This window comes from Halolamina sp. (assembly GCF_036626355.1).
GTDB lineage: Archaea > Halobacteriota > Halobacteria > Halobacteriales > Haloferacaceae > Halolamina.
The window spans coordinates 15,745-30,841 of record NZ_JAZKRY010000001.1 but is presented as its reverse complement, the minus strand read 5'-3'; the positions used below and the strand labels follow the sequence as shown (position 1 = coordinate 30,841).

At 67.3% G+C, this 15,097-nt stretch carries 15 protein-coding genes; 3 read left to right on the top strand and 12 right to left on the bottom strand.

The annotated features are described in order from the left end of the window. Positions 1–196: 196 nt before the first annotated feature. The 3 genes from V5A38_RS00155 to pdxS form a co-directional block, all read right to left on the bottom strand. Positions 197–811, bottom strand: a complete 615-nt coding sequence (locus V5A38_RS00155) for a thiamine pyrophosphate-dependent enzyme (RefSeq protein ID WP_332323715.1) — start codon at positions 809–811, stop codon at positions 197–199. After that, the gene (locus tag V5A38_RS00150) at positions 808–1,323 is read right to left on the bottom strand and encodes a hypothetical protein (protein ID WP_332323714.1); all 516 of its coding nucleotides are present in this window, start codon (positions 1,321–1,323) and stop codon (positions 808–810) included. Before V5A38_RS00150 ends, V5A38_RS00155 begins: the two co-directional genes overlap by 4 nt. Before the next feature lie 144 nt (positions 1,324–1,467). Next, the gene (gene pdxS / locus V5A38_RS00145) at positions 1,468–2,376 is read right to left on the bottom strand and encodes a pyridoxal 5'-phosphate synthase lyase subunit PdxS (protein WP_332323713.1); all 909 of its coding nucleotides are present in this window, start codon (positions 2,374–2,376) and stop codon (positions 1,468–1,470) included. 125 nt (positions 2,377–2,501) lie between these two features. Here pdxS and V5A38_RS00140 point away from each other — a divergent pair, with 125 nt between their 5' ends. After that, positions 2,502–3,254 (top strand): DUF1405 domain-containing protein, encoded by a 753-nt coding sequence (locus tag V5A38_RS00140; RefSeq protein WP_332323712.1) that lies wholly within the window; start codon positions 2,502–2,504, stop codon positions 3,252–3,254. 21 nt (positions 3,255–3,275) lie between these two features. Here V5A38_RS00140 and V5A38_RS00135 read toward each other — a convergent pair whose 3' ends face one another. The 8 genes from V5A38_RS00135 to V5A38_RS00100 form a co-directional block, all read right to left on the bottom strand. Then, positions 3,276–3,494 carry a hypothetical protein gene (locus tag V5A38_RS00135; RefSeq protein ID WP_345786260.1) on the bottom strand — a complete coding sequence of 73 codons (219 nt, stop codon included), beginning with the start codon at positions 3,492–3,494 and terminating at the stop codon, positions 3,276–3,278. Between the two features lie 323 nt (positions 3,495–3,817). Continuing rightward, positions 3,818–4,459 (bottom strand): 3-isopropylmalate dehydratase small subunit, encoded by a 642-nt coding sequence (gene leuD / locus V5A38_RS00130; RefSeq protein ID WP_332323710.1) that lies wholly within the window; start codon positions 4,457–4,459, stop codon positions 3,818–3,820. Beyond that, on the bottom strand, positions 4,456–5,883 hold the full coding sequence (gene leuC, locus V5A38_RS00125) for a 3-isopropylmalate dehydratase large subunit (protein ID WP_332323709.1): 1,428 nt from the start codon (positions 5,881–5,883) through the stop codon (positions 4,456–4,458). The genes leuD and leuC overlap by 4 nt, the downstream gene beginning before the upstream one ends. Beyond that, positions 5,880–6,320 (bottom strand): hypothetical protein, encoded by a 441-nt coding sequence (locus V5A38_RS00120; protein WP_332323708.1) that lies wholly within the window; start codon positions 6,318–6,320, stop codon positions 5,880–5,882. The genes leuC and V5A38_RS00120 overlap by 4 nt, the downstream gene beginning before the upstream one ends. Positions 6,321–6,325: 5 nt before the next feature. Next, complete coding sequence (ilvC, locus tag V5A38_RS00115) at positions 6,326–7,369, bottom strand: ketol-acid reductoisomerase (protein ID WP_332323707.1); 1,044 nt, start codon at positions 7,367–7,369, stop codon at positions 6,326–6,328. Next, positions 7,362–8,222 (bottom strand): acetolactate synthase small subunit, encoded by an 861-nt coding sequence (gene ilvN, locus V5A38_RS00110; protein ID WP_332323706.1) that lies wholly within the window; start codon positions 8,220–8,222, stop codon positions 7,362–7,364. Before ilvN ends, ilvC begins: the two co-directional genes overlap by 8 nt. Next, the gene (ilvB, locus tag V5A38_RS00105) at positions 8,219–10,141 is read right to left on the bottom strand and encodes a biosynthetic-type acetolactate synthase large subunit (RefSeq protein ID WP_332323705.1); all 1,923 of its coding nucleotides are present in this window, start codon (positions 10,139–10,141) and stop codon (positions 8,219–8,221) included. The genes ilvN and ilvB overlap by 4 nt, the downstream gene beginning before the upstream one ends. A 264-nt stretch (positions 10,142–10,405) precedes the next feature. Continuing rightward, positions 10,406–11,662 (bottom strand): 2-isopropylmalate synthase, encoded by a 1,257-nt coding sequence (locus tag V5A38_RS00100; RefSeq protein ID WP_332323704.1) that lies wholly within the window; start codon positions 11,660–11,662, stop codon positions 10,406–10,408. Positions 11,663–11,754: 92 nt separating this feature from the next. Here V5A38_RS00100 and ilvD point away from each other — a divergent pair, with 92 nt between their 5' ends. Beyond that, positions 11,755–13,476 (top strand): dihydroxy-acid dehydratase, encoded by a 1,722-nt coding sequence (ilvD, locus tag V5A38_RS00095; protein ID WP_332323703.1) that lies wholly within the window; start codon positions 11,755–11,757, stop codon positions 13,474–13,476. Between the two features lie 90 nt (positions 13,477–13,566). Further along, entirely contained in the window at positions 13,567–14,655 is a 1,089-nt protein-coding gene (locus V5A38_RS00090) for a hypothetical protein (RefSeq protein WP_332323702.1), read from the top strand. Between the two features lie 20 nt (positions 14,656–14,675). Here V5A38_RS00090 and V5A38_RS00085 read toward each other — a convergent pair whose 3' ends face one another. Continuing rightward, a complete protein-coding gene (locus V5A38_RS00085; protein ID WP_332323701.1) occupies positions 14,676–15,092 on the bottom strand; it encodes a Rieske 2Fe-2S domain-containing protein in 417 nt (138 codons plus the stop codon). Between the last annotated feature and the right edge of the window lie 5 nt (positions 15,093–15,097).

Here is a 15,097-nt window from a genome sequence, read left to right as displayed (position 1 = left end):
CAGGATTGGGCTGCTGCTCGCGCGGAGCTGTTAGCGGCGACGACGCTATCGACTCCGGGACGTTCCGGGTAATGCTTCGGAGCAGTTTCTGCCCGATGGGGATGATGGACGGCCCGATCCCGGTCGTATCGACGTCACCCGTCCGAACGGCATCTCTGTCAGGGGGTCGTCCAGGAGCCGGTGGGCTTGGGGACCGCTACTCTCCGCTTGCACCGACGAGAGAATCCCGCGCGCGACGGGCGATGTACGGGTAGTCGAACGGCGGGCGTGCGTCGGGGTCGACCGGGTCAACGTGGCAGACGATGAGGCTCGCACCGGCGGAGTTCACTGCGTCGTGATAGGCGTCGTCGAACGCCGAAGTCGAGCGCACTGTGACCGCCGCCAGCCCGCAGCTTTCGGCCACGCCCGCGAAATCAGTGTGGCCGGCCCGCAGGGACTGGCCGCCGGTGGTGCCGTAGACCTCGTTGTTCCAGAGCACGACCACGAGGTTGTCGGGGTCGTAGCGAGCAACCGTCGAGAGCACGCCGAGCGACATCAGCAGGGAGCCGTCACCCTCGAGCACTGTCACCGGGTCGTCGGTCGCCAGCGCGAGGCCGAGCCCCACAGAGGTCGTCACGCCCATGCTCCCCCACTGGTAGAAGTTTCGTGGCCGGTCCCCCTCGGTGACACTGGCGAGCACGTATGAGGCGACGCCGAGGTTCGAGACGACTGCTGCGTCCGGCGTGCCGTCGAGCACCGACCGCGTGCAGCTGTACTGGTCCGCTCGCTCTGGTGCCGATTCCATCCCTTCCTCTGTGGGTTCGTCGGTCATTCTGCTGCCTCCGATTTCCGCCCGGTGACGGTCTGTTCGATGAGCACGACGTAGGGCGACTGAGTGGAGAAGGCGCTCTCCCCCGCCAACGTGACTGTCTCCTCCAGGTTCTCGGCGTCAGTGACAGTCGCGTTCCGGACTCCGACGTCGTCGAGCAGTTCGTCCATGTTGTAGCCAGTGGGCACCTGTGCGATGTTGAACTCGCCGAGGTTCCCCCGCCGGGTTACCACCCCCAGAAACGGCACCCGCGCCGGGACCGCGAGCGAGCCGATCGCGTTGAACGTGTTCGCCAGCCCGCTGGACTGGCAGAGGAGCGCCCCACGCGTTCCACCGACCCAGGCGCCGACGAGCACGCCCACGGCTGACTCCTCCCGGCCGACGAGCACGGTTTCGAACCGCTCGTCGGCGTCGACGGCGTCGATGAGGTCGCCCATCTTCGAGTCCGGGAGATATGCGACCAGTTCGACGCCTGCCGCCGCCAGCGCCGCGGTCGCGTCCTCGACCCAGGTCATGTTCGCCACCCTGCTCCCGTCGCTTGGCCCCGGTCGGCTATCGACTGCTGAACTGGCTCCATACCAAGTAGTTCAGTGAGACCGGCATCAACCTTCGGACGCCGCGCCTATCTCGCCGGAAAACCCGAACGCGTGGCTGCCTGCTCAGTTGCCGCGGCCCTGCAACTTCTCCTCCTCGGGCAGGTCGACGTTCGATTCGCCCTTCATCCCGCCGCCCACGTTGGAGGCGATTTTCATCAGTCGCTCGGGGTCGTCCCAGTTGTTCACGGCCTCGACGATGGCGTTGCCCATCTTCTCGGGATCCTCTGCGCCGAAGATCCCCGAGCCGACGAAGATGCCGTCACAGCCGTGGTGCATCATCAGCGCGGCGTCGGCGGGCGTCGCGATCCCGCCGGCGGCGAAGTTGACCACCGGGAGCCGGCCGACGTCGGCCGTCTCGTGGACGAGGTCGCGCGGCGCCTCGTTCTCGCGGGCCCACATCTCTCGCTCCTCGAACTGCATCCCCTGGAGCTTCCGGATGGCGCTTTTGATGTTGCGCTGGTGGTGGACCGCCTGGTTCACGTCGCCCGTGCCGGCCTCGCCTTTGGTCCGGATCATCGCAGCGCCCTCGTCGATACGCCGGAGCGCCTCGCCGAGGTTACGCGCGCCACAGACGAACGGTGCGGTGAAGTCCCGCTTGTCGACGTGGTACTCCTCCTCTGCGGGCGTGAGCACCTCGCTCTCGTCGACCATGTCGGCACCGGCGGCCTCCATGATCTCGGCCTCCTTGTGGTGGCCGATACGCACTTTCCCCATCACCGGGATCGACACTTCGTCGGTGATCTCGGCGATCTCTGCCGGGTTTGCCATTCGCGCGACGCCGCCGCGCTTGCGGATGTCGGCGGGGACAGCTTCGAGGTGCATCACTGCGACCGCGCCCGCGTCCTCCGCGATGCGGGCCTGCTGGCGGTTGATAACGTCCATGATGACGCCGCCTTTCTGCATCTGTGCGAAGCCGCGCTTGACGAGCTCGGTGCCCCGTTGTAGCTCCTCAATATCGTCCACTTTGTCCATGCTCAACCTAATACCGGACCGTACTTAACAGGGTTGACTTCGGCCCATTCGACCGATCATGTGCGTGCCGACATCCTGGCTCCGCCATCGGCAACCATATGCCGGACCCGTTCCGTTCCGCGACTATGACCTCCTTCGGACTGCTCGACCGCTCGCGGCTCCCCGGGCGGGCCACGCTGCCGCGCTGGCTCGCCCCGGTCCCCCGCGCCGTCGAGGATCTGGGCCTGCGCGCAGTGTGGCTCGTCGTCATCATCAACGCCATCGGCACCGCCTTCGGCTTCTGGTACTACGGCTTCCACCCGCTGCCGCTCTCTGACCCGCTCATCACCGGACAGTTCGCGCGGGAACCGGCGCTCCTCTGGCCGCTCGTCCCGGACAGTCCCGGCGGGACACTGTTCGTCGGCCTCGCGTTCGGCGCGTGGGGGCTCGGGCGGCGAAACGAGTATCTGAACGCACTGGCCTTTTTTGGCTGCTGGAAGCTCGGCTTCTGGACCCCGTTCGTGCTCATCGTCTTCTCGGACGGCTTCCTCGCGGGCACTGCGCTCCCGATGTATCTGTTCCTCTTTTTCAGCCATCTCGCGATGGTCGTCGAGGCGTTCGTCCTCCACCGTCTCTCCGATTTTCCCGTCAAGGCCGTTGCCGTCGCGGTTCTCTGGTACGGCTTGAACGACCTGGTCGACTACTTCGTCCCGATTCTGGGCTCGCCCCATCACACGTACATCCCCGGCCAACAACTGGGCGCCGAGGGGTTCTACACCCACCCGCCGGAGATTCATCTCCTCGCCGCCGCGGGCGCGGTAGTGTTGACGCTCACGGCGACGTTTCTCACGCTCTCGACGCGGGTGAAGAAGCTGGAACGCGACGACCTCGGGTTCTGACGCGAGAACTCGGCTGAAAATCTACTCCTCGTCGTTGGTCTCTGCAGTGCCTTCCCCACCACGTTCGTAGACTCGCCCTGCGTCGGGCGCGCCCCGTCGTGGCGTGTGGTCCACGCTTCCGATCGTTCCCTCCTCCTGTTTCGGCGTTCCGCCGTCGGTAACCGGCTCCCCGCGGCTGTAGACCGCGGTTTCACCGAACGTCGTGCCGGTGTAGGGGTTGGTGTGGCTGGCGTCACTCATCGTCCGTTTGGTCTCGTTCTGTGGTCGCTGGCTCATTTTGGTAGGGTTGCTGGGGTGTCTGTGGTTGGGAAGCGGTTCGTCGGTCAAGAGGTGGGGTGGAATGGGGTCAGAAGACCCCAAGAATAGCGAGCGTCGCGCTCACACCGAACGAACGGCAGCATCGGTGAAGCGGCATGGATACTCCAACACGGTACCCCGTGTTAAATGTTGCCTTGGCTCGCTGCACAGACGTTGTCAGCTGTAACGGGGCCGTCAGAGCCAGTCGAGCGTGGTTCGGCTCCAGTCGGGAACCGACTGGTCCTAACCGAGAGCTAACTGGAGAATCAGTCGACGTACGGGAGCGAGGCCGCCGTCTGAGCGACCTCGTCAGGGTTCGCCCCCAGCATCGCGGTGGTGTCCCACTCGCCGGCGACGAGCGCGCGGCGCTGGGTCGAGTCGACGCTGGCATCGACCGTCGTCTCACCGTACTCGACGGCGCCAGTCTCGACGTCGACGGTGATCTCGGTGTCCGGCTCCGACTCGATACGGTCCTGCAGCGCTTCGACAGCCTCAGTGTCGGCCGTCACCGTCGGAATCCCCAGCGCGAGACAGTTGCCCGCGAAGATCTCCGCGAAGGACTCGCCGACGATGGCGTCGATACCCCAGCGCTGGAGCGCCTGCGGGGCGTGCTCCCGCGAGGAGCCACAGCCGAAGTTCGCGTTGACAACCAGGACGTTCGCGCCCTCGTAGCGGTCCTGGTTGAACGGGTGGTCCGTGGGGTTCTCCGCCGCCTCGGCGGTTTCCCCGCCCGGTCCCGCCGTCTCGTAGCGTTTGTCGAAGAAGGCGAACTCCCCTAACCCGTCGAAGGTAAGCACCTTCAGGAACCGCGCGGGGATGATCTGGTCCGTATCGATATCGTTCCCGCGGACCGGGATACCGGTGCCGTGAACCGTTTCGATGCTCGGGACATCAACCGGGTCGCTCATGAGCGAGCCACCTCCGTCGTCGTGTCCAGTTCACGCACGTCGGTCACCTCGCCGGTCACCGCGGCGGCGGCGACCATCTCCGGGCTCATCAGCACCGTCTTCCCCTCGGCGCTCCCCTGCCGCCCCACGAAGTTGCGGTTCGAGGAGGAGGCCGACACCTCGTCACCTACCAACTGGTCGTCGTTCATCCCCAGACACATCGAGCAGCCCGCCTCACGCCACTCGAAGCCGGCCTCGCGGAACACCTGATCCAGGCCTTCGGCCTCGGCAGCGGCTTTCACCCGCTGGCTGCCCGGAACGACCAGCCCGCGGACGTCATCGGCGATCTGGCGGCCCTCGACGACGGCTGCGGCCGCCCGCAGGTCCGAGAGCCGCGCGTTCGTACAGGAGCCCAGGAAGGCGACGTCGACCGGGTAACCAGCCATCGTCTCGCCCGGCTGGACCCCCATGTGGGCCTGTGCATCGCGTGCCGACCCCCGCTTGTCTTCGGGAAGCTCTTCGGGCGACGGAATCGGCTCGGAGATGCCGATCCCCTGGCCGGGCGTCGTCCCCCAGGTGACGGTCGGCTCGATGCTGCTGCCGTCGATAGTCACCACGTCGTCGTACTGCGCGTCCGAATCTGAGGTGATGGAGTCCCAGTACTCCTTCATCTTGGCGAACTTCTCGTTGTCCTCGAACGCGTCCGTCCCGCGTAGCCACTCGTCGGTGGTCTCGTCGGGATTGACGTAGCCCGCGCGTGCGCCGCCCTCGATCGACATGTTACAGACGGTCATCCGCCCCTCCATCGAGAGCGATTCGATGACCTCGCCGCCGTACTCGTAGACGTAGCCGACGCCGCCGTCGGTGCCGAGTTCCCGGATGATCGTGAGGATCACGTCCTTCGCGGTGACGCCCTCGTCGAGTTTGCCAGTGACCTCGACGCGGCGCACGGCCTGTTTCTCCATCGCCACCGTTCCGGTCGCCAGCACGTCTCGGATCTGGGAGGTTCCGATTCCAAAGGCAAGCGCGCCGAACGCGCCGTGGGTCGCGGTGTGTGAGTCGCCACAGACGACTGTCATCCCGGGCTGGGTGCGCCCCTGCTCCGGCCCGACGACGTGGACGATGCCCTGGTCGCCGGTGTCGGGGTGGTCGAACTCGATGCCGGCCTCGGCGACGTTCTTCTCCAGTTCGGACATCATCGATTCGGCGGCACCGTCAGCGTAGGGCCGCTCCTGGTCGGCCGTCGGCACGATATGGTCGACTGTCGCGTGCGTGCGCTCGGGATAGGCCACCTCCAGCCCGCGCTCCTCGAGCATCCCGAACGCTTGCGGGCTCGTCACCTCGTGGATGAGGTGCAGGCCGACGAACAGCTGGTCCTGCCCGCTGGGGAGCGCACGGACTTTGTGGCGGTCCCACACCTTGTCGTAGAGCGTTCCCCGGCTCATTCCTCGTCTGCCTCCACGACATCGTCGGTCCCGCCCTCGGCATCGGCAGCAGTATCGTCCCGCTTGCCCTCGCCGCCCCGCTCGTAAACGGCGCTGGCGTCCGGTGCACCCTCGCGCGGCGTGTGGTCCACGTCGCTGACGCGTGCTACCTCCGCATCGTCCTCCGTCTCCTCGGTAGCATCCTCGGCGGCGTCAGCCTCACCGCCGTCGGCGACGACGGTTCGGCCGCGGGCGAACACCTGTGACCCACCGAACGGTTGGCCGGTCAGCGGGTTGGTGTGACTCACGGCCCCCATCGTTCGGGCGGGTCGGGCTCGGTTCGGGTCAGTTCGCGTGTTCGGTCGTCGACCGTCGTGTGCGTTCGTCATCGTGGTGGTGGTCTCTCGGTCTCGTTCGGTCGGTTCGGCCCCCTTCGTCTCGGGTGTGAATACGGTCATCGTCCTCAGTCGTCGGCGTTCACGTTCGCGCGCTCGGTTTCCTGGTCCTCCTCATCGCTCTCGCCCCACGCGAACAGGCCCCGGAGCTCCTCGCCGACGTCCTCGATGTCGTGGTCGGCCTCCGCGCGGCGGCGCTGACCGTACTCGGGACGCCCCGCCTGGTTCTCGACGACCCACTCGCGGGCGAAGGTGCCCTTCTGGACCTCCTCGAGGACCTCCTCCATCTTCTCGCGCGTGTGATCGTCGACGACCACCTCGCCGCGGGTGAGGCCGCCGTACTCGGCGGTGTCCGAGACGGAGTCCCACATCTCGCCGAAGCCGCCCTCGTAGAGCAGGTCGACGATGAGCTTCATCTCGTTCAGACACTCGAAGTAGGCCATCTCGGGGGAGTAGCCCGCGTCGACCAGCGTCTCGTAGCCGGCCCGGATGAGCTCCGTGACGCCGCCACAGAGCACCGCCTGCTCGCCGAAGAGGTCAGTCTCGGTCTCCTCGCGGAACGTCGTCTCGATGACGCCCGCGCGGGTGCAGCCGATTGCCGCGGCGTAGGCCAGCGCCTCCTCCTTCGCCTCGCCGGTCGCGTCGCGGTAGACCGCCAGCAGCCCCGGCGTTCCCTCGCCGCGCTCGAACTGCCGGCGGACGATGTGCCCCGGCCCTTTGGGCGCGATCATCGTCACGTCGACGCCTTCGGGCGGCTGGATCTGGTCGTAGTGGATGTTGAACCCGTGTGCGAACTGGAGCGTATCGCCCGCTTCGAGTTCGGGTTCGATCTCCGCGTACACCGCCGGCTGGACGCTGTCGGGGACCAGCATCGACACCACGTCGGCCGCCGCTGCTGCCTCTGTGGGCGTCGCGACGGGGAGTCCGTCCGCGCGGGCGACTTCGCGCGAATCCGAGCCCTCGCGGAGGCCGACGACTACGTCCACCCCGCTGTCGGCGAGGTTGCCCGCGTGGGCGTGGCCCTGGCTCCCGTAGCCGAGGACCGCGACGGTTTTCTCGGTGATATACTGCTGTTCGGCGTCGTCGTCTGTGTAGACTTTCGTGTCAGTCATCAGTCTGGGTACGTCGGGGGCTGCTCGTCGCCCGCTGGCTCTGCTCGCTCTGCCGGGGTTGGTCGTGCTGCTGGGTCTGCCCGTTCTGTCCGCGCTGCTGGCTTCGGCTCTCGGCGTAGCCGGGGTACTCCCCGGCGTCGGTCATTCGCTCGTAGCGCTCCTCCTCGGCGTCGGTCGTCCACTCCTCGCCCGCCGCGAGTGCGGTGCTCCCGGTTCGCGTGAGTTCTCGGATGCCGAACTGCCGGAAGGCGTCGATTGCGTCCTCGACCTTGTCGGGGTTCGCGGTGAGTTCGACCGTGATGGTCCACGGCCCGGCGTCGAGGGTGCGACCGTCGAACATCTCGGTCACCGCCTGAACCGCTTCGGGCCGGTCGCCGTGGACTTTCAACAGCACCAGTTCACGGCGGATCGCGTTACGGCCCAGCTCTCGGACGGAGACCACCGGCACCAGTTTCTCCAACTGTTTCTCGACCTGGCGGACGCCGGGTTCGGGTTCCTCGACGACGAGCGTCACCCGAGCGGTCTCGGGGTTCGTCGTCGGGCCGACGGTGAGGGATTCGATGTCGAACTGGCGGCGGCTGACGAGACCGGCGACCTCAGCCAGCACGCCCGGTTCGTGTTTCACCAGCGCCGAGATGGTCGTCCGCCGCGGCGCGTGGGTCGCCTCGGCGTCGGGATCGACGCGGACGCCCTGCTTCGAGCGGCGGCCACGCGGGCGCTCGCGCTGCTCCGGCGTCGGCCCATGTAGCCCCTTGCGGGATGCCTCACTGGCCGCCCGGCCCGCTGGCGTCTCCTCGGATCGACCGCCCGATGCTTCCCTGGAGCCGTCGGTAGCGGACTGCTCGGAGCTCATAGCTGCTCCTCCGTCAGCGCGAAGCCGCTGTTGTCGCCGCCACTGGGCACCATCGGGTAGACGTTCTCACTCGGGTCGATATGGGCGTCGACGACCGCCGGGCCGTCGTACTCGACGGCGGCTTCCAGCGTGTCGGCGACGTCGTCGTACGCTGTGAGCGTGAACCCCTTCGCGCCGAACGCGTCGGCGATGGGTTCGAACTTCGGCATCCAGCCGTACTCCGAGGCCATCCGGCGCTCCTCGAAGAAGGCGTCCTGCCACTGCCGCACCATCCCGATAGCCTCGTTGTTGAGCACGACGACGGTGATGTCCAGATTCTCCCGGACCGCGACCGAGAGCTCCTGCAGGGTCATCATGAACGAGCCGTCGCCCTCGAAGCAGACGACCTCGCGGTCGGGTTCGGCGACTTTGGCGCCGATGGCAGCGGGCAGCCCGTAGCCCATCGTGCCCAGCCCGTGGCTGGAGACCCAGCAGCGGGGCTGGCGGTACGTCCAGTACTGGGCGGCCCACATCTGGTGCTGGCCGACACCGGTCGTGACGACGGTGTCGTCCGGCGTCGCCTCGTCCATCACCTCGACGACGAACTGCGGCTTCAGCGGCTCGTCTTCGGGCGCGGAGTAGGTCATCGGGTACTCCTCGGTCCACGTCCGGCACTGTTCGCACCACTCGGCGTAGCGCTCCTCGGCCGCGTTCGACGGACCGGCAGCCTCAGTATCGCCGGCAGCGGCGGGCTCTACAGCGCCTGTATCGCTGCTATCGTAGGCGTCGGCCGTCGCGTCGTGCAACTGATCGAGCACGGCGCCCGCGTCGCCGATCAGCGGGTAGTCCGCGTGGACGTTCTTCGAGATCTCCGCGGCGTCGATATCGATGTGAACGACCTCGGCCTCGGGCGCGAACGACTCGACGCCGCCGGTGAGCCGGTCGTCGAACCGCGTCCCGACGGCGATCAGGCAGTCCGTATGCGAGATGGCCATGTTGGCCGCGCCGGTGCCGTGCATCCCCGCCCACGAGAGACAGCGCTCGTGGTCCTCGGGGAACGTGCCGATGCCCGGCATCGTGGTGACGACGGGCAGGTTGAACGTGTTGGCGAACGCCCGAAGCGCTTCGCTGGCCCCGCTTTTCCGGACGCCGCCGCCGGCGAGCACCAGCGGTCGGTCCGCACCGGCCACTGCACTGGCGGCCTCGTCGACGGCCGCCGCTTCGGCGCCTTCCGGCACCTCGTAATACGCTGGCTGTCGGCCCGGGTCGGGCCCGACGTCGGTTTCAGCGTTGGTCACGTCCTTCGGCAGGTCGACCAGGGTTGGGCCGGGGCGACCGCTCCCAGCCAGTTCGACGGCCTCGGAGACCGTGCCGCCGACCTCGTCGGCGTGGCTCGTGAAGTAGTTCTCCTTCGTGACGGGGCGGGTGACGCCGATGGTGTCGACCTCCTGGAACGCGTCGTTGCCGACGAACTCCGTCGGTGCCTGGCCGGTCAGCGCGACGAAGGGGTCCGAATCCATGTCGGCGTCAGCGATGCCGGTGATGAGATTCGTCGCGCCTGGGCCGGAAGTGGCCATGCAGACGCCCGGCTGGCCGGTGGTCTGCCCGTAGGCGTCGGCGGCGTGGGCCGCGCTCTGCTCGTGGGCCATCGTCACGTGTGCGGGCCCGGCGTCGTAGAGGGCGTCGTAGACGGGCATGATGGCGCCGCCCTGCACGCCAAAGACGTGCTCGACGTTCGCGGCGTCGAGGGCAGCGACGGCCGCCTCCGCGCCGGTTCTCGTCTCGGTTCCTGCCTCCTCGGGCTGCTCGGTGGGGGCCGCCGCAGCAGGGGCGGCAGCTTGGTGTTCGTCGGTCGGTTCGTCTCGGGTCTGGTCGCCAGCCTCGGCGTCGGCGGCAGCGGCCTCCGAGCCGGGGTATGTGGCGCTCGCTCGATCACTCATGTTGGGTACGCGATTGACTGCTGGCTGTCGGGGACAGTGCAACGGCCGGATACGAAGAGTGAAATGTAGGGACTAAACAGCCCCTACAATAATCTCGAGCGAGACGCTGGCGCCGGTCGAACCGGATGCGCCAGTGAGCGTCATTACCCAGTCGATGGGCTGCCTCGTGATAACCTTTGTCCCTCTCTCTGCCCGATTCAGTGTCGCTCGTGCCGCCGGTTCGGGATACCGGAGGCTGGGCAGCGAGGCGCTCTCTCGACTGTGTCATCTGGCTGGCCCCTCCGTCACCCGTTCCGCCGCACGCTCGACGCCGTGGTCGTCGGCGAACGCGACGAGGCGCTCGTCGGTGATCCGGCGATCGGTCGCGCCGAACTCCTTGACCTCGCGCGTGACCGTGCGGACCTCGTCGTCGGTCGGCTCGTAGCCCACCTCGCGGAGCCGCTTCGCCACGGAGTGGGTGCCCGTGTGCTTGCCGAGTACGAACTCTCGCTCGGCGCCGACCATCTCCGGCGTCATCACGCCGGGCTCGAACGTCGCGCTGTTCTCGATCACGCCGGCGGCGTGGATGCCGGACTCGTGAGAGAACGCGTTCGCGCCCACGATCGGCGCGTTCGCCGGGGTGTCGATACCGCTGCGCTCCTCGACGGTCCGTGCCAGCTCGGTAATCCCGGTCGTTTCGACTCCCGTGTCCGCGCCGTAGACGGACTCGACGGCCATGACGACCTGTTCGAAGGCGGCGTTGCCGGCGCGCTCGCCGATGCCGTTGACCGAGACCTGCGCCTGGTCGGCGCCGGCCTCGAACCCGGCGAGCGCGTTCGCGCTGGCCAGTCCGAAGTCGTCGTGGGTGTGCACGTCGATGCGCGCGTCCGTGTGCTCGCGGACCGTCTCGATGAGGTCGGCAAAGCGCGCCGGGGTGGCGACGCCGCAGGTGTCGGGGATGTTGATCCAATCGACGCCGGCCTCGGAGACCGCCTCGATTACCTCCGTCAGGTAGTCGTGGTCGGTCCGGGTGGCGTCCATCGGCGAGAACATCACGTCGACGCCCGCGTCGGCGACCCGGCGAACGCAGTCGACGGAGCGCTCGATGACCTCTTCGCGGGTGGCGTGCATGGAGTCCTTCAGCTGTACCTCGCTGGTCGAGGCGAACGTGTGGACCATATCGACGCCGGAGTCGAGCGCGGCTTCGACGTCGCCGTCGACGACGCGGGCCAGCCCACAGACGGTCGTATCGGTGTGGGTGGCGATATCGCTGACGGCTTTGAACTCGGCGTCGGAGTTCACGGGGAAGCCGGCCTCGATGACGTGGACGCCCATCGCGTCCAGGGCTGTGGCTATCTCTCGCTTATCGTCGTAACAGAACGAAGTTCGCGGTGACTGTTCACCGTCACGCAGTGTGGTGTCGAAGATCCGAGCGGTGGCGAACTCGGAATCAGTTCTCAGCGTGCCGTGGGAGAACCCGATCCGCCGTCTGAGACGACGTATCCTCCATGTCGTGAGACATTGTACACCACGATATTCCATCCCACTACTTAACGCCGTCGGTGATGCGATGCCCGTGCTATCACGTCCCGTGGAAGAGCGGGAGTTAAGTTCGCGTAGCGGATTTCGACCATATGAGCCAGCAAAGCGAGAAACCCGAGACCTTGCGAAGCCGGGAAGTGACGGAAGGGCCCGACCGCGCGCCCCATCGCTCGATGTTCCGCGCGATGGGGTTCGACGACGAGGACCTCTCCTCGCCGATGGTCGGCGTCGCCAATCCCGCGGCCGACATCACGCCGTGTAACGTTCATCTCGACGACGTCGCCGACGCCGCCATCGAGGGCGTCGACGACGCCGGCGGGATGCCGATCGAGTTCGGGACGGTCACGATCTCTGACGCGATCTCGATGGGGACCGAGGGAATGAAGGCCTCACTCATCTCCCGGGAGCTCATCGCCGACTCAGTCGAACTGGTCGCCTTCGGCGAGCGTCTGGACGCGCTGGTCACCGTCGCCGGCTGTGACAAGAACCTCCCGGGGATGATGATGGCGTCAATCCGCACGGACCTGCCGAGCGTCTTCCTCTACGGCGGCTCCATCCTCCCTGGCCAGCACGAGGGGCGAGAAGTGACCGTCCAGAACGTGTTCGAGGGCGTCGGCACGTACGCGCAGGGCGAGATGAGTCGCGAGGAACTGGACGAACTCGAGCGCAACGCCTGTCCCGGCGCCGGCTCCTGCGGCGGGATGTTCACCGCGAACACGATGGCCTCCATCAGCGAGGGGTTGGGGCTGGCACCGCTGGGCAGCGCCTCCCCGCCCGCTGAGAGCGACGGCCGCGCCGAGACCGCCCGCGAGGCGGGCGAACTCGTGCTCGACGCCGTCGAGAACGACCGCAAGCCCTCCGACATTCTCTCCCGAGAGTCCTTCGAGAACGCCATCGCGCTCCAGGTGGCGATGGGTGGCTCGACTAACGCGGTGCTGCACCTGCTCGCGCTGGCGGCCGAGGCCGGCATCGAGCTCAGTATCGACGACTTCGACGAGATCGCCCGCCGCACGCCGAAGATCGCGAACCTCCAACCCGGCGGCACCAGCGTCATGAAGCATCTCCACGACGTCGGCGGCGTCCCGGTCGTGGTCCAACAACTCGTCGAGGCGGAGCTGTTCCACGGCGACGCCATGACGATCACCGGTCGAACCATTGCCGAGGAGTTGGACGAACTGGACCTGCCGACCGACGCTGAACGCAACGACGCCGAGTTCCTCAGCCCGGTCGACGACCCGTTCCACGAGGAGGGCGCCATCAAGATCCTGAAGGGGAATCTCGCGCCCCAGGGCGCCGTGCTGAAAGTGACCGGCGACGACCAGTTCCACCACGAGGGCCCCGCTCGGGTCTTCGAAGCGGAGGAGGAGGCGATGGCCTACGTCCAGGAGGGGCACATCGAATCTGGCGACTGCATCGTCATCCGGAACGAGGGGCCCCGCGGGGGCCCGGGAATGCGGGAGATGCTCGGCGTCACCGCCGCCGTCGTCGGCCAGGGCCACGAGGACGACGTGGCGATGGTCACAGACGGGCGGTTCTCCGGCGCGACCCGCGGCCCGATGATCGGCCATGCCGCGCCAGAAGCGTTCGCCGGCGGCCCGCTCGCCGCGCTGGAGGACGGCGACCATATCACGATCGACATTCCGGACCGCCGGCTGGATGTGGACCTGACCGACGAGGAACTCGGCACACGGCTCGAGAATTGGGAGCAGCCGGACCCCCCGTACCCCGGCGGCGTGCTCGCGAAATACGGGAGCTCGTTCGGTTCGGCGGCAAACGGTGCGGTAACGAACCCCGGGCTAACACGGGACCGGTAGGCGTCACGGCACGCCCGCTCGTCCGCAGAACTCGGTTCCGGCCGACTGAGTGCCGTGGGAGTTTTGCCACCGCCGCCATATGGGTCGGATATGGCCAGCAGTAGCGCCGACCCGCCGACCCCACCGGCGTACGAACTCGTCGTCGACCTCCCGCTGACCGTCGAGACCGTCGAGTACGAGCAGTTCACGCAGGAGACGTCCTCTGGGTTCACCCGGACAACGACAGTGTTTCACCTCAGCGGCGATGACGAAACGGGTCGCGGCGAGGACGTGACGTACGACACGGCGGACCACGAGCGACTCGCGGAAGCCCTCGATACGGGTGAGTTCAGCCTCCCACTGGGCGAGTTCAGCTTCGGGGAGTTCTCTGCAGCGCTCGACGGTCTCGACCTGTTTCCGGGTGGGGACCCCGAACGGGAGGCCGCCCACGATTATCGGCGCTGGGGAGTGGAGTCCGCGGCGCTCGACCTGGCGCTCCACCAGAACGACACGAGCCTTCCGGCGCTGCTGGGGAGGGAGCATCACCCTGTCCGGTTCGTCGCGAGCACGCGCCTGGGCGACCCGCCGACAACCTCGCGCGTCGATGCAATCCGCAGCCGAAACCCGAAGGTGGGGTTCAAACTCGACCCGACACCGGACTGGGGCGAGGAACTCGTCGCCGACCTCCGGGCGCGTGACGTTGTCCGAGTCGTCGATCTGAAGGGCCACTACGAAGGAACAAACGTGGACGCCGAAGCCAGCCCCGAGTTCTACCGCCGTATCGTCGACGGGTTCCCCGACGCTGTCGTCGAGGACCCGCTACTGACCGAGGAGACACAACCAGTCTTCGAGGGCGAGGAGGGGCGAGTGTCCTGGGACAGTCCGATTCACAGCCTCGACGACGTGCTCGCCCGGCCGTGGGAGCCGTCGTGGCTCAACATCAAACCCTCCCGGTTCGGTACTGTTGAGTCGCTGTTCCGGGTACTGCACTGGGCGCTGGACCGCGGGGTGAATCTCTATGGCGGCGGTCAGTTCGAACTCTCGGTTGGCCGTGGCCACGCCCAGGAACTGGCGTCGCTCTACTACCCTGCCGGGCCGAACGATCTGGCGCCCAGCGTCTACAACGAGGAGTCGCTCCCGCCGGCGCTCCCGCGCGGTCCCATCGCCGTCCCGGTGAACCACGAGGGGTTCGGCTTCTGAGCGGTAGCGGAACCGTCGACTCAGAAGGAGAGGTGTGAGGTGGAGTCCGGTCCATCATCGTCGTCCATCCCGCCGTCGCGGAGATACTCGTAGTTATCGTCGCGAAGGAACACTGCTCCGTCCGCGACCGTGATCTCGATGCTCGGGAGCGTGGTCCCCGCTGCGTTCCCGTTATTGCACTCGCCCGAACAGGCGTCGAACATCGAGCCGTGTTTCGGGCAGATGATCTCGCCGTTCCGCATCGCTACGCCGTCACCCCTGTCCAGGCGCTGGGCCTCGTGGGTGCAGTTGTTGAGCCACGCCCGGACGCCGGGCGCCTCGTCGCAGGTGACCAGAATCGCTTCGCGCTCGTTTGTGAACGCGTCCTCGACAGTGAAGAGATGTGAACCGAGTTCGGGGACGTCGTCGACGGCCGCGATGCGTTCGCCTTCGGGCATGGGCC